A 15,678-nucleotide genomic window follows, 5' to 3' on the forward strand; every position below is an offset into this window, starting at 1 on the left:
CCACCGCTGGCGGCCCGCGATTGGCTGCCGGGGCGTCCGGCCGGGCGGGCACTGTCGCCGCGGCGATAGACCCGCAGCTCGACGAACGTCTGAAGGCAGCAGCACAACGCGTGGTTTCGCGTTGGGACATCGAAGAAAACAAAAAGGAGACTTACAGGCGGGAAGCCTACCAATGGTTGCGAAACACCTATGCCGAAGATGATCGGTTTTCGATCGACGATCGGGCAAGCATTGCCTCAGGGCTCCCGGAAGCATATTCCCGGATGCGTCGGAGGATGGGCCTCGCGGCGATAATGGGCCATCTGACCCGGCGTGAGGCGGAGGGAGGGCTGTCGCCCGATCAGTTTGCCATGCTTATCAAGGAGCCGAGGCTGCTCGGTCTGATGTTGGTACGGCCGAAGCTCGCGGTGACCTACGCCGAGAACTTCCCCAACCTTCTCGACAAGCTACTGCACTTCGAGGGGTACGAGCCAATCGACCTTGATCTGCTGCAGCATTTCGTCGATCGAAAAGGCGATATTGTCAATAGGCTTGAGAATAACTATCACCTTCGCCAGTTGTTCTTCTGGCCTGCCGGGCTGGAGGCCATGAGGCGTCTGGGTGACTGGTCGCACCTGGTCTTCCCTTATCGTGTGTCCTTCGAACTCTCGAGGCTGCTTGCGAAGTCGTCCCTCGCTGAGGCGATTATCAGTTCACCCGATCCGGCTGTGGCGCTCCGTGGTGTTACCCGCTCGCCCGGCCTGGTTGAAGAACTATCCGCCGCGTACGAGTCGGCGCCGTCTTCTTGGTCCAAAGAACAGTTTGGTCTTCTTTTCCAGGACCCTCGGTTTCTGGATGTGTTGCGGCGAAACCCGGCGGCGGTGGGGGCCGTTGTGCGAGTGCCGGGGATGCTTGCGGCGGCGGTCGCCAATCTTGATGTTGTTTCAGTGTTGAACGGGGACCCAGATCTTGCTGATGTGTTGATCGACAGCAGCCCGGTATTCGGCGAGCGTCTTGCGGGTTCGATTGAGCTGCTTCGCGAGGCTGCTGGGAACCGGTGGGTGGCCGCGCGGCTGTCGAGAAACCCGGCATACTTCGACACCAGGTCCTCCAAAGAACTGTTGGTCGCGTTGCGGGGCGCAACCGCCCCCCCTCAGGTCGCTCCACTGAAGAGGGAGGCCTCGTCTGCCGAGACCAAGGCGCTGGCCCAGAATTCGGTGCTGCGGGCTGCGGTGTTGGATCCGGAGTTGGCCGGGGAGGTCCGAAAGCGCCGGTGGAGTCTGTTGAAGGACAAGCCCGACCTTGCGAACTTCCTCGCCGCTAACCCGGACCTCTTGAGCCACCCTCATGAGTACGGGCGGTTGCTGGATGCCACCGACGGGCTGTGGCAGAAACTGCTGGACAAGCCGGACACAACGCGACCCCTGCTTCCCATTCTGCTGCGTAGTCGCTCCATGAGACGGCGTATCACTAATGCTGGAGTTGAGGATCTGTTCCTGCCGGTGGCCCAGGGGGTCAGGGATAATCCGGCATATCGGAGGGCGCTCCTGCTGAGCAGCGGCCTGCGCTTTCTGACGGCGGAATACCTCCGCCCGCTGGGTCTGCTGGTCCTCGAGATGCCGGCGCTGGTCGAATCGTTGGCGCGCGATGAGGGGTTGCTCGCTGTTGCGTCACTCGGCTACTCGGACGTCTGGCGGACACTGTTCCAAGACACGAAGCTTGGGTCAGTGGTTGCCAATGACGAGGGCATGCTGCGGCTGCTGGTGCAGAACCTTCCGCTTGCCCTGCTGGTTGCTGAAGTAACCAATCGTTTACGGGTCTCTGAGATGCTGCTCAGGAACCTGCAGGGGCGTGGCGAGCTTTCGGGGGTGCTCGCGACGAACTCGGATCTGCTGCCGACGAAGGCCCACTGGGAGGTCCTGCTGTCGGCGCCGGCGTTCTTTGACTATCTTGACTCCGATTCAGAGTTGCGGCTGGCTGGCATGCTCGTCGCGGCACCCGAGTTGTTGATCGAGATCGCGAGTCGACCCATCCCGCAGACGATGGTCGAGGTGGCGGCGAAGTTCGACGGGCCGATAAAGGAGAGCGCGGCGCTGCGTCGCGATGGGTCGAAGGACTGGTCCGTTCCGCTGCGGGTAGTTATTGAAGGTTTGGGTGCGCGGTTGGTGTCGCCGGAAGGCGTCTTCGTGAAACCCGAGGCCGTGCCGTTGGCTGACATTCTGCGGGAGCCCGCCGATGAGACGGCTGGGCAGGCGGCGACCAGGGCTGGCCTCTCGCCGGAGAAGTCGGCAGAGATTCTGGCCCAACGCACGAGGGTGCGGCAGCATCCTCGGTTGGTCGCCTCGATAGAACGTCACCCTGCTCTTGCGGCGATCTTGGTGGAAAATCCGCTGATGGTCGACGTGCTGGGGAAGTTGCCCGGGTTGCTTGGCCTCTTGGACGGGCCGGACGCGCTCGTCGTGTTCCGTAGTTTGCAGGCTGCGCCCAAATTCTTCGAAGCCATGCTCAAGTCCGACCCCTTGTACCACTTCTACCTGTCCGACGGAAACGTGCGCGGGGAAGTGTCCAGCGAGGGCGACAGAATGGCACGGCAAACGTCGATCTTCCAGATTCGGCGGAACTATAACGAATTCTCCCTAGAAATCGGCTCAAAAACGGCTGTCTACAAATTGATGTTCGATTTCCCGTCGGTGGCGGAGGTGCTTCTGGTTCATCGGAAGGGGGCGCTTGAGCTTTTGGCGCGGGAGGGTTTTGCTGGTGTGTTGGCTGCGCAGGGGGAGAGGGTTGTTGATGCGGCGGTGAGTCATCTGTCGTTGCTGCGTTTCCTGTCGGCTAATCCTGGTGAAGTGTCGACGCTTGGGTCGGTGCCGGCGTTGGCGGAGGCGTTCCTTGCGCACCGTTATGACTTGACTGATGGTGAGTTGGAGAGCATTTTCCGGGGTCCGTTGAAGGGTTTGTTGGTTGCGGATCCCGGGTTGGTGGAGGGGGTTTTCTCGTCGGTTGACGTGTTGCGTGTGGTGGTTGCGGCTCCGGTGTTGGCGTCGGCGTTGGCGGATCCGGCGGTGCACGAGTTGGTGCGGGATAGGAAGGACGTTCGGCGGTTGATCCGGCGGCAGCCTGCGGTGGCCGGCGTGCTGGCGGAGCGTCCCGGTGACTGGGTGCCGGCGTTGCGTGGCCGGGAGTTGGTGCGGGTCCTGACCGGGGAGCCGGCGGTGAGTGACCTGTTCCGTCAGCATCCGTTCCTCTTGTCTGCTGTCCGGGATAACCGTGCGCTCCTGCCGGCCGTTGCTGCTGACTCGCAGTTGCGGGAGGCGTTGGGTCGTAATGAGGTTCTGACGGGTGAGCTCGGATCCGGTAGGTTGAACCAACTTCGGGTGCGCCCTGGCCTGGTGGGCGTGTTGGCGGGGACGACGGCCGTGTTGGATTCCGGCACGTGGTCGAGGGTCTTGTCGGACGCCAACTTGCTGCAGCTGTTGAATGCGTGGCCGGGCTTTGCGCGGAGGTTCCTGACTGAGCCTCAGTTCGTGGAGTCGTATCGGAACGACTCGGACCGCTCAGACCGTTTTGTGGAGACCGCGCGGCGGTTGCAGTCGCTGGGGCGGGATGTTTCGACGCTGACGGTGCAGGATTTGGCGCCGGTGGTGGTGCCGGGTGCGCCGCCGCGGCCGGTGGTGGCGGGGGTGGGCACGTCACGGCCGGTGGAATCGGTGGGGGGCCCTGCTGGTCGGGGGTCGGTGGCGGGCGATGGTGGACCACGGGTTGCTGGGGCGTCGCCGGTGGGTTGGTTGGCGGGGCGGTTGAACGGGTCTGTGCAGGTGGGGAAGTTGTTGCGGGCTTCGGACCCCGTTCTGCTGGAGGTGGTGCTGGCGGATGAGTCGGTGGTGCCGTTGTTGCTGGCCCGGCCTGACGTCGCTGAGATGTTGGCGGAGCGCCCCGATGTGGTGGGTGACTATTCGTTCCGTACGTTCCTGACGTCGGTTGATGGTGTGCGTGATGTGCGGCAGTCTCGTCGGCTGCGCCCGTTCGCGCAGGAGTTTGAGCATTGGTTGGAGGCCACCGACCTGTGGTTCGACGAGGAGTCGAGGGCCGGGGTGCGGGCTGCGGCTCGTGCGGTGTGGTCGCGGTTGGATGCCGAGCAGGGTGAGCGGGATCGGCAGGTGGAGGCGGCACGTCGGGAGCGGTTGGCGCGGCTGGTGCCGAATGAGATGGGCACGTGGCAGTTCGCTGGGCGGGTGGAGTACGCCCGTTCGCTGGAGAATCATCCGTTCTCGGCGGACGACGTGGCGGTCCTGGAGCGTGCCGCTGAGGGCGGAGTCGGTATCCGGGAGGATCGTCCTCAGTTGCATGTCCCTCTGCATGTCCATCTCGCTGGTGGCAGCGGGGGTGCTGCACTCGTCCTCCTGGTGGACGAGAACGGGGAGGTCTTCCCGCTCGTTTATGCGGTCAGTGCGAGTCGGTCGGCTAACGCCTATCGGTGGTTCGGCGCTGGCAGTAGCTACATGAACGGTCCGCCGCCGATCGGGCCCGCGATCCGGGAGCACCCCGCCTTCGGCACCTCCGAGCGGGTGGTCGCGTCAGGGTCCGACGCCGTTGCTGCTGCCGAGCAGCGCGGGTCCGGGGCTGTGCCGGTGCGGCCGGGCCCGGAGGCCCGTTCCGGGGATCCCGACGCGGTGTTGCGGGCGGCGATCGGTGACTACTTCCAGGCCAAGCGGGCGTTCGATGAGCTCGCATCGGCCAACCCGCCCGCACCGCCCGTTGCCGGTAGTAAGAAGAGCAAGAAGAAGAACAAGGCCAAGAGCGGTCTGGTCCAGGCACAACCCGACGACGGGCGGATCGAAGACGCGCAGGGGCTGCGGACCGAACGCGAGCAGAGGCTGCAGGACGCGCGGAGAAAACTTGAGGACCTCGGCGTACGCCTGGACAACAAGGAGACCGATCACCGCTGATCGTGGTTGGTTGTGCGCAGACCGCGCAGGTCCGCCCAAGCTCGTCCGAGAGCGGTCACCGGCAATTTTGAACCGGATGGGCGCCCCAACCGTCGTCTGGACGACCACCCGAACAGCGGGACGGGCACGTGTACCAGGAGGGCGAGGTCATGACCCAGGCGGTAGCTGCGTCCAGTGATCAACTTGCCGCCTTCCATCACCTGCTGCTGCGGATGTCCGGTCGGCTGCCGGACGAGTTGATCACCGCCTGCCGCCGCTGGCTGGCCGACGGCGAACTCGTGGAGATCGCCCAGGCCGTGGTCTTCGCCGCGCTCGCCGGGCGGGTGCCGATGACCGACACCGACGCACTCCTGCTGGCGGACACCCTCGCCGACGCCGAAGAGGACACCGACGCGCTCTCCGAGATCGAGCGCGCGGACACCGACCCGCAACCGATGTACGGGCTGGCTCCGGTCAGCCCGCAGGAACTGGCCGAACACGGCGACACGGTGCCGTACAGCATCGACCTGACCGTGCCGTACGACGGACCCGGCGCCGCCGACGAGATCGACCAGGCGGCGGTTGCAGCGGTACGGGCACAGCGTGACGAAGGGGCACCGGTCAGGGCACTCTGGCGAGCCTGGCGGTTCCCGGCGCTGGACACGCAATGGCCGCCGCCGCGCCGGCTCTACCTGCTCCAAGCCGACGACGAGTCGGCGCTGCCCGCCCTGGGAGTCCGGGTGCAGGAGGCACTGGAGGACGCCGGAGAAACGGATCCACAGGTCGAGGCGTTCCTCGACACCGACGACCTGCCGGCGTACCAGCGCACCGCGCTCGGGTTCTCCACTCTGCTCTGGACCGCGGCCCCCGCGGTAGCCCCGCTCGTCGCCAGCGTGTACGACACCTTCGACCCGGAGCATGGACCAGGTTTCGACCCGGCTCATCCCCGGCTGGAGGGGGAGGAACGCGACCGGGTGCTGAGCTACCTGGCCGAGGGGGCGCCGCTACTGATCACGGCGACCCGCAGCCAGGACGTGGTTGATCCGGCCGCCGGCGAGGTGGTGCCGACCGGGTTCTTCACCGACGGCCAGTGGATCTGGACCGAGGCGGTCGCGTACTACCTGCGCGTACACGGGCTGGCCCCGGACCCGGACCTGCTGGACGCCATCCGCGCCCATGACTTCCTGCCGCCCGAGGTGGACACGGTGGCCATGCACCGCGCGTTGTCAGTTCTGTACGCGCCGCTCACCGAAAGTGCTGAGGCGGTCGACACGGACGGTGACGGTGACGCCGCCCTGGACAAAATTCGCCACTAATCGGCGGATTCGTTGAACCAGGCGGGCTCGGCGGCCGTCGTGTAACCGGACACGGCAGTTGAGGGAGATCAAAGGTGGCAACGATGCCCGGTGGTAGTGCCATGCAACGGTTGCGAGGCAGGATCACCGCATCGAAGTTCCTGCGCCGTTTGCGGCACGTTCCCCGGCATGCCCTCGACCGGTTGGACAGTCCGCTGCGGCGTTGGGTCGCCGCCGCCGTCCTCTTCGTGCTGCTGACCGCGGCCGGCGTCACCGCCAGCGCCGGGTTCGGGACCGCCACCGCCGAGGACAGCGGGCTCGCCGGACGACCGGTCCCCGCCGGCCAGGTGGAACTCATCGCGGCGGCGGCGCGCTCGTGTCCAGTTCTCACCCCGGCGCGGCTCTCCGGGCAGTTGATGGCCGCGTCCGGCTTCGACCTCAACGGCAAGTCCGACAGCGGCGGCTCGGGTCTGGCCGGGTTGACCGACGCCGCGTGGGACAAGTGGAAGCCAAGTCCGTCCTCCCAGCGCAACGACCCGGCCGCGAACATCACCGCCCTTGCTCACCTCACCTGCGATCAGGTGGGCCAGGTCCGTCAGGCCGGCCTCGGCGGCGACCTGTGGCGGCTCGCGCTGGCCGCCCACCACTCCGGCATCGCCGCGGTCACCTCCGCCAAGGGCATACCAGGGCCGGCGCGGGGATACGTCAACCGAGTCTCCGCCTACGCCACCTGGTACGCCCGCCAAGCCAGTGGCGGCTCCGAATCGGCCGAACCGACCGGACCGAGCGGTGTCGTGCCGGGCCGGGGGACCACCGCGAAGCCGGTGCCCGACGAGTACGTAGCAGCCGTGCTCGCAGCCGGCCGCACCTGCCCGGCGCTCTCGCCGGCCCGGGTCGCGGCACAGTTGATGGCCTCCTCCGGGTTCAACCCGAACCTGATCGGCCCCCACCGGGCACAGGGAATCGCCCAGTTCACCCCCCAGATCTGGGCCCGGTACGCCCCGTCGGCCGCCGCTACCTCACCCTGGGATCCAAGCTCGGCCGTGCCGGCTCTGGGACGGACGATGTGCACCCTGCTCGGCGAGGTGGCTGGGCTGGGCAAGGACCCGTACCCGGTGGCGTTGGCCGCGTTCCGGGACGGACCTGAGGCGGTACAGCAGGCGGGCGGCGTGCCGAACAGCGCCGAGCTGCGTGACTACATCAGCCTGGTGAACGGGTACGTCGCCTACTACGAGCAGGATGTGCGGCTGGGCGGCAAACCCACCACGCCGAAGCCGACCGGCACGCCGCAGCCGACCGCGACGTCAGCTCCGAGTGCCCAACCGACCAAGCCGGCGCCGCACACTTCGTCCGCCCCGCCACCGGCCGGGGGCAAGCCGACGGCCGGATCGTCCTCGCCGCCCCGACCCCAGCAGACCAAGCCCGCCGCGCCGTCGAAGCCGGACTGGCAGACCCGGGTGGTGGAGGGCACGTCGGTGCTGGAGCTCGGCCAGGCGTGGACCACCAACCGGCTGCAGCTCAAGCTGACCAACGACGGCAACGTGGTCCTCTACGACCAGGGCCGGCTGGTCTGGCAGACCGGCACCGGGGGCAAGGGCGGTCATTACCTGGTCTTCCAGGGCGACGGTCACCTGGTGCTCTACACCAAGCGCGAGGCCACCCTGTGGAGTTCGGGCACGGCCGGCAACAACGGGGCGATCCTGGTGTTGCAGGCCGACGGCAACGTGACCATTTCGTTGGGGGGCCGTGGGCTCTGGCACACCGGCACGGCGAGCTGAATATCGGTGTCCATCCGGGAAGTCGCGCATCACAGCACAGTGGGAACGAGGCCGAGCTGATGTCCTCCACGGGGACCGACCAATCGGTCCCGGGCCTCATCGTGGAGTCCTTCGGTGACGCGCTGGCTCTGCGTACGGAGGTGGACGGGGCCGCCCCAGTGTCGGCGCTGGTCACCGGCCTACTCACGGAGGCGGGACCGACGGTGGTGTTGAGTACACCCTCGGTCACCGCCAGGCCGGACCTTTTCGAGGTGCTGCCGACGGTGCTGTCCGAGCACCTGGGCGGTGCCGCGACCGGCATTCGGCTGGTGCCGCTCGGGCGGTACGCCCGGTCCGTCGATCCGGGGGTCGAGTTGCGACAACTGGCCGAGTGGATCGGCCAGGAAGTAACGTTCCCGATGGAGGAGCTCTTCGTTTCGGCTGATGCCGCGCTGCGTACCGCGCCGTGGGCGGTGTCGGCCACGAACGGCCAGGTCCGTCCCGACCGGCGATGGCCACAGCTCCCGGCGCCGTCCCCGATCACGGTCCCGGCACCGACGGCGGACACGCTGCCGCCGCCGGTGGTGGCGGCGGCGCAGATCGAGCCGATCGAGGCGGCCGCACCGATTGCGGTCGCGGCGACGCCGGTCGCGCTTGCGGGCGCGCCGACCCCAGCCCTGTTGCCCACGCCGGTCGCCGGTCAGCCAGCCCCGACCACGAACGACGCCGATCGCCCAGTTGTTCCGAGCGTGCCGGTTGTTCCGAGCGTGCCGGTTGTTCCGAGCGTGCCGGTTGCCCCCGGCGGGCCAGCCGCAGCGCAATGGCCGAACCTGGTGTCGCATCCGCTCCGCGGTTTCGTCGACCTGCCGGCGCAGCGCCCGCCCATCGCCTGGCGACCGAGCCCACCCATCGCCTGGCGACCGAATCGGCCCGCACCAGACCCGGCCCGCGCCGGGCTGCGGGCCCAGCCAGCTCCCGCTGCCCGGCCGACGGTCGCGGTGCCGGGAGTACGGACGCCGGCGGGCTGGTCGTTCCTGGACGCACCGGGGGTCGGCACCGAATCGATGCTGGCCGGGTTCGTGGTCGAGATCCGGGTGGACGTCACCGGCTTCCGGGTGGGCGGTCGGCTGGTCTCGGCCCGCGCACTGGCGAAGCTGATCCACGCCTGTCGCGAGGACGACGACACCCAGCCGGTGGTGTTCGTCGTGCACGGCGCGCCGGTCAGGGGAGCCGCCGCCGACGTGCTCTTCGGCGGTCTCGCCGACGCCCTGAAGGTGCCGGTGCACGCGGCCGACGCGGACGTGTCCCGTACCGCCACCGGGCTGCTCCAGACCTCCGGTGCGTTCCGTCGTTGGACCCCTCGCCAGCAGGGCGCGACACCCCGAACACGTCGGGTCCGGGTCCTCGGCCGGATGCTGCCGGCACTGCCCTCCGTATCCGTTCGCCGAGGCAGCCGCCCCGGCAGCAGAACGGTCCCACCGGCGACTCCCGAGCCGCCCACGGTCGGTCAGCGGGCTCCGGTCGGCCAGGTAGACGAGGAGCTGTCGCCCGCTCCGCTCGATGCTCAGGTTGCCGTTCTGCTCTCACCGGTTCGTTGGGCAGCGGCGTCGCGGGTGGCGCGGCTCGAAATGCCACCACTTCCGGTGTTGTTCGTTCCGCCGCCCGGCACCGGTACCAACCCGCCGGTCAGCGACCAGGGCATCGACGTACCGAGGCCGGCCGAGGAGCTGACCGGTCGGCAGCAGCGCCCAGGCGAGGCTCTCCCGTTCCCCGCCATGACCTCTCCCGCCGGTCCGGTCGACGGCGCGGGCGTTGCCGTGCTCGACGACCCCGACGCGGTGACGGTGGCCGCAGCCGGGCCGGAAGACCGGGACGAGGAAATCCCGCTGGTCATCTCGGGGTGGCGTCCGACGCCGTCCGCGCAGGCCGACGCCGTTGCCGGCGTGCCCGCGCTGTCGACGGCACCGCCGCTGCCCGATCCCACCTCCCCGGCCGGTCCGGCCCAGCCGGCTGCCACGGCCACCGACGGGCCCGGCCCGGTCCGGGCACCGCAGCCGGTCCTACCGCCCGGCCCGGAACCCCGCTGGCTTGCCGAGGCCGACATCGAGCGGGCGGTCGTGGACCGCACGGGGTTGCGGAACGCGCTCAGCGGCCGGTACGACGCACACGCCCGGGTGGTCGCCCGAACCCTGGCGCAGTCACCCGGACTGCGCGCCACGGCTGGAGCGTTCACGGAGCTGGCGACGGGGCTGGTCGCGATCCGGGCGTACTGCGACGGTGAACGTGAGCTGATGAACCAGGTTCTGCGCGGTGATGGTCCGGACTCTGACGTGGATCGCGCCTCGGTGGTGGCGTGCTGCGCCGCGTACGGGCTGCGTCGGTTGCCGTCGGTACTGGGTCCGGTCTTCCGGGCCGGGCCCGCCGATGTGCGCTTGGTCGACGGCTATCGGGCCGGTGACGTCCTGATCGAGCCCGCCTTCGTCGACGTCGACCTGGGCCCCGCGCCGGTCGACGAGAACCACGTGCGGTTCGCCATCTGGTCGGTCAGCGCGCACCGGCTGGACGGCCTGGACGGCACCAAACGAGCCTCCGCGATCTTCCCGCCGGGGAGTCGCTTCCAGGTGCTCGCCGTGGACGAGCAGACGGCGGACGAGCCGAGCCGGGTCTTCCTGCGCGACCTCGCCGGCTCGTACCAGGGTGGGCGCGACAGTGCCGACCGGATCCTGTCTCAACTGCGGACGGCCGACCGGGGTGCGACCTCGTTCGGTGGTACGGGCGGTTCCGTACCGATGGCCTTCGCACCCGGTCTGGACGACGCGGGCCGGCCTTTCCCGTTGCCGGCGGTTGCCGGTGCTGTGGCAGTCAACGAGGGTGGACGAGCGTGATCAAGAGCATGCTGTCGGTGTCCCAGACCGAACCGGGGTGCCTGCCGACCATCACCGCGGCGTTGGCGGCGGCCGCTCCCGGTGCCACGGTCGTCGTGCAGCCGGGGACGTACCCGGAGCAGTTGCGGCTGGCCGGGAATGTGACGGTGGTGGCCGAGGACGGGCCGGGCACGGTCACCATCGATGGTGGGGACGGCGTGGCCGTCTTCATTGCCGGCGGCAACGTGACGCTGCATGGGCTGACCGTGCGGGGCGGGGGCACCAACCTGCCCGCGATGCAGATCGGGCGCGGCACGTTGCAAGCGGCCGAGTGCACGGTCACCGGGCACGGGATCGTCGCGGTGCACGTGCCCGGCGGACGGCTGGAGATGCGTGACTGTGAGGTCAGCAACCCGGGCGGGGCCGGCTTGATGTTCGACGGGGGTGCGGCCGGCACGGTCACCGGCACCATGGTCCGGGACACGAGCAGCGCCGGGGCGGTGATCATGGGCGGTGCCGACCCGGTCCTGCGTGGCTGCACGTTCACCGACATCCGGGGCAGCGGGGTGCTGTCCACCCGGGGCGGGCGGGGCACCGTCGAGGGGTGCGACATCAGCGCCGTCGACGGCCCAGCGGTGGCGGTGGAGGAGGACGGCGCGATCCGGGTCCTCCGCAGCCAACTGCACGACCTGCCCGGCGCCGGGGTGGTCGTCACGGGTGGGCGACCGACGGTGGAGGAGTGCGAGATCCGGACCGTCGGGGGGCACGCGGTGGTGTTCTCCGGCACCGCCGACCCGGTGCTACGCGGTTGCCGCGTCCACGGGGCGGCGGGTCACGGGCTGCTCGTGCTCGACCAGGCCACCGGGCTGTTCGCCGACGGTGACATCGACGGTGCCGAGGCGGCCGCGGTTGCCGTCACCGGCTCGGCCGCGCCGGTGATCGAGGGCGGCCGGATCACCGCCGGGCCGGCCGGGGCGCTGCTGTTCCAGGCCGAGGCGACCGGCACGGTACGCGGAGTGACCGTGCACGGCGGGCCGACCGGGGTGGTGGTCGGTGGCTCGGCGGCCCCGTTGATCGAGGACTGCGTCATCGAGGACTCCCTTGAATACGGGGTACGCCTGCTCGACGAGGCCCGGCCCACCGTCCGGCATGCGCGGATCGAGCGTTGCGCGGCCGGGGGCTTCCTGGTCGAGACCGGTGCGTCCCTGACGGCGGAGCAGTCCACCGTGCAAGGCGGCGGCGTGGGCCTGCTCCTCAACGTCGGCGCTACGGCCATGGTCAGCGGTTGCGACCTCGGTGGCGCCCGGACGGCCGGTGTCCTGGTGCAGCGGGAGGCGAACCTGACCCTGCTGCGTACCCGGGTGCACGGCAGCGGCGGGCCGGGGGTGCGCTTCGCGGCCGGCTCGTCCGGGCGGGTGGACGGCTGTGAGCTGTTCGAGAACGTTGGGGAGGGTCTGCTTCGGGAGACGGTCGAGCCGGTCCAGGTGGAGGCGACGACCATGGCTGGCAACGGCGGCGGCTCGCTCCGTCCGGCCGCCAAGGGCGGCAACCAGCCGACCCGTACCGGCCCAGCGGCGCCTGCCGTCCCCGCTGCGAGAGTCGCCCCGGCAAAGGGTGATCAGGCACCGCCGTTCCGAGAGTTGGTGCCCGCCGGCGGTGGTCCGCCGGGTGAAGGTCCCTCCGACCTCGCCGCCCCGCTCCTGGCCGACCTCGACGCGCTGGTCGGGCTCGCCGGAGTCAAGCACGAGGTGGCGACCCTTGTCGGTCTGCACCGGGTCAGCCAGCGGCGGGCCGCGGCCGGCCTGCCGGCGCCGCCGATGTCCCGACACATGGTGTTCGCCGGCGCCCCGGGCACGGGCAAGACGACCGTGGCCCGGTTGTACGGGCGGATCCTCGCCGCGCTCGGCGTACTGAAGACCGGGCAGTTGGTCGAGGTTGCCCGGGCCGACCTGGTCGCCGAACACGTCGGTGGTACGGCGGTGAAGACCACCGAGAAGTTCAACGAGGCCCGGGGCGGAGTGCTCTTCGTCGATGAAGCGTATGCTCTGTCTCCTGTGGACAGTGGTGGGGGCGGGCACGACTTCGGTCGGGAGGCGATCGACACGCTGGTGAAGCTGATGGAGGATCACCGGGACGAGATCGTGGTTATCGTCGCCGGTTATTCGGCGCAGATGCGCGCGTTCCTGAGTTCCAACCCGGGTCTCGCCTCCCGGTTCTCCAAGACCGTGGAGTTCGAGAGCTACGCCACCGAGGAACTGGTCACCATTGTCGAACGGATGTGCAGCACGCACCACTATTCACTGGAGTACGACACCCGACTGGCACTGACCGAGTTGTTCGACGGGATGGCCCGGGACGCAAATTTCGGCAACGCACGAGTCGCTCGGAAGGTGTTCGAGGAGATGATCGGGCGGCAGGCGTTCCGGCTCTCGCAGGCGACCTCGTCGGACGGGGTGGAGCTGGCCCAGTTGCTGCCGCAGGATCTTGGCGTCCCGGCGGCGAGCGGCGTGCGCGCCGGCGAGGCCCGGGTCGACGAGGTCGACCAGTTGCTCGGCCGGCTGCACGGCATGATCGGGCTGAGTGGGGTGAAGCGCGAGGTGGCCGACATGATCGATCTCCTGGCGACGATTCGGACCCGGGTTCGGGCCGGGCTTCCCGCTCCGGTGATCTCCCGACACCTGGTCTTCTCCGGGCCGCCAGGTACGGGTAAGACCACCGTCGCCCGGCTGTACGGGCAGTTGTTGACCGCGCTCGGCGTACTCGCCGGGGGGCAGTTGGTCGAGGTGGCGCGGGCGGACCTGGTCGGGGAGTACATCGGCCACACCGCGCAGCGCACCCGGGAGGCGTTCGAACGGGCCCGTGGCGGGGTGCTGTTCATCGATGAGGCCTACACTCTGGCGCCGCCGGATGCCCGGCAGGACTTCGGTCGGGAGGCCATCGACACATTGGTCAAGCTGATGGAGGATCACCGGGACGAGGTGGTGGTGATCGCTGCCGGATACGAGAAGGAGATCGAAACGTTCCTCGCCGCGAACGCCGGTCTGGCCTCCCGCTTCTCCCGCCGGATCCACTTCGGGAACTACAGCGCCGACGAACTTGTCGCGATCTTCCAGGGAATCGCCTCGGCAAGCGGCTACGAGTGCCCGGGTGGCACGCTGATTGCGTTGCGGGAGCATTTCGAGCGCGTACCGAAGGGTCGCTCCTTTGGCAATGGGCGGTATGCCCGGCAACTGTTGGAGGACTCGATTACACGTCAGGCGGGCCGGCTGCGGACATTGAGCGCTCCAAACGTCGACCAATTGCGGACACTCTCGGTGGAGGACGTGTCACCGACAGTGGCCGCTGTGAGCTGATGTCCAGTCAACCTCCACCCGTTATGCCAAAAGTTGTTCCTCCTGGTTGCTTGATTGGTCTTGTCGCAACCGTATGCTTCACCGAGCCGTCGGCATGTGCGCACGGTGCTGTGCGCGCATGCTCGTCGACGAGGAACACGAAGCAGTCGGGTGGAGGCGTTCGATGCTCTTGGTGCCCAGGGTGGTCCTTGCGCAATGGCCCACTCTGGCGGTTGCCGATGGCATGCAGGAGTTAGCCAGGTCCGCGGCCAGCGCCCGGATGCGGGCGCTGCACGCCGACCACGCGGAACCGCTATCCCGTTTCCTGCTGCGCCTTACCTGGGGTGAGCGTCACCTGGCCGAGGACCTGTTGCAGGACACCATGCTGCAGGCGTGGCGTCACCTGGACCGGCTGCCGACCGAACCCGAGGCGGTGCGGCGGTGGCTGTTCACGGTCGCCCGGCGGATCGCTATCGACGCGGCGCGGGCACGGCAGGCCCGGCCGACCGAGGTGGGTATCGCCGACATTACGCAACTGCCGGAGGGCGCCGACACTGCGGAGGGTGTGGTGGCGGCGCAGACCGTCCGACGTGCTCTGCCCAAACTGACGCCGGCCCACCGGGCGGTGCTGATCGAGCTGTATTTCCTGGGCCGCTCCACCGACGAAGCCGCCGCCCGACTCGGCATTCCGGAAGGGACAGTCAAATCCCGTGCATTCTACGCATTGCGGGCGCTGCGTGCGGCGATCGGGCCGACCGACGCGGGCTGACCGACGGGGGTGGCGTCTTGGACCGCGAATGCTTGCGGTGAAATGGTGAACCATCCTCAGGTCCGACACGTCATACGAGTAAGGCTTGTTGCCTGGCCACTACGAGGCACACCCGATCGTTGGACGAGTCATGCCCTTTAGTAGATCTGACGCGACGATGAATGACGACGACGAACGCCGCCGTGCCGGGTGCGGGGACTGCGCGCCGTACCTTCTGGGTGCCCTCGACCAACAGCGGGCCGAAGCCTTCGAAGCGCACCTTGCCGGCTGCCCCAACTGCCAGGACGACTGTGATGACATCGGCCCGTCCGCGAGCGCCCTGGGCGGCCTGTCCGCCGCCGATATACGCGAGCTGCTCGACGAGACTGACCGGCTCGATCCGCCGACGGCACCACGTCTGCTGAGCAACCGGCTCTGGCCGCGCCGACCCGGGGCTCGGCTGCCGGCGACCGTGGCCGGGTCCGGACCGCCCGGCCGTGACCGCCGACGGCTTTGTCCAAGCAGGCTGGGCCGCGCTTCTGCCGCCGGTGAGAAACCGTCACTCCCGTGCCTGCTGATCCGGTGCTTGGCGCGGTTGGGTGGGCTGCTGCGGCTGCGGGTTCTCGCCACGCTGTACATGCTCGTCGTATTCCGCGCCGGTGCCGCCGTCGCACCCGCGTTCGACGGCGAGTAGCGACCGTCGCCCGACGTGCCAACTGCACCATCGTCGCCTACCCGTTGGACGAAGGCTGGCCCACCTCGCAGCCCGTCGGGGCCG

Annotated in this window: 7 protein-coding genes; all 7 read left to right on the top strand. The window is 68.8% G+C overall.

Translation table 11 applies throughout. From position 1 onward, the window contains the following. The first annotated feature begins 20 nt into the window (after positions 1–20). On the top strand, positions 21–4,925 hold the full coding sequence (locus ACLQ28_RS16855) for a hypothetical protein (RefSeq protein ID WP_425687209.1): 4,905 nt from the start codon (positions 21–23) through the stop codon (positions 4,923–4,925). A gap of 149 nt (positions 4,926–5,074) precedes the next feature. Continuing rightward, on the top strand, positions 5,075–6,220 hold the full coding sequence (locus ACLQ28_RS16860) for a hypothetical protein (RefSeq protein WP_425687210.1): 1,146 nt from the start codon (positions 5,075–5,077) through the stop codon (positions 6,218–6,220). Between the two features lie 83 nt (positions 6,221–6,303). Continuing rightward, positions 6,304–7,977 (top strand): hypothetical protein, encoded by a 1,674-nt coding sequence (locus tag ACLQ28_RS16865; RefSeq protein WP_425687211.1) that lies wholly within the window; start codon positions 6,304–6,306, stop codon positions 7,975–7,977. A gap of 59 nt (positions 7,978–8,036) precedes the next feature. Continuing rightward, on the top strand, positions 8,037–10,841 hold the full coding sequence (locus tag ACLQ28_RS16870) for a hypothetical protein (RefSeq protein ID WP_425687212.1): 2,805 nt from the start codon (positions 8,037–8,039) through the stop codon (positions 10,839–10,841). Continuing rightward, positions 10,838–14,173, top strand: coding sequence for a right-handed parallel beta-helix repeat-containing protein (locus tag ACLQ28_RS16875; RefSeq protein ID WP_425687213.1), 3,336 nt, complete (start codon positions 10,838–10,840; stop codon positions 14,171–14,173). The genes ACLQ28_RS16870 and ACLQ28_RS16875 overlap by 4 nt, the downstream gene beginning before the upstream one ends. A 118-nt stretch (positions 14,174–14,291) precedes the next feature. Continuing rightward, a complete protein-coding gene (locus ACLQ28_RS16880) occupies positions 14,292–14,921 on the top strand; it encodes a sigma-70 family RNA polymerase sigma factor (RefSeq protein ID WP_425687214.1) in 630 nt (209 codons plus the stop codon). Between the two features lie 157 nt (positions 14,922–15,078). Then, complete coding sequence (locus tag ACLQ28_RS16885) at positions 15,079–15,594, top strand: zf-HC2 domain-containing protein (RefSeq protein WP_425687215.1); 516 nt, start codon at positions 15,079–15,081, stop codon at positions 15,592–15,594. The last annotated feature ends 84 nt before the right edge of the window (positions 15,595–15,678 follow it).

The organism is Micromonospora sp. DT201 (assembly GCF_049841575.1).
In the GTDB taxonomy this organism is placed as follows: domain Bacteria; phylum Actinomycetota; class Actinomycetes; order Mycobacteriales; family Micromonosporaceae; genus Micromonospora.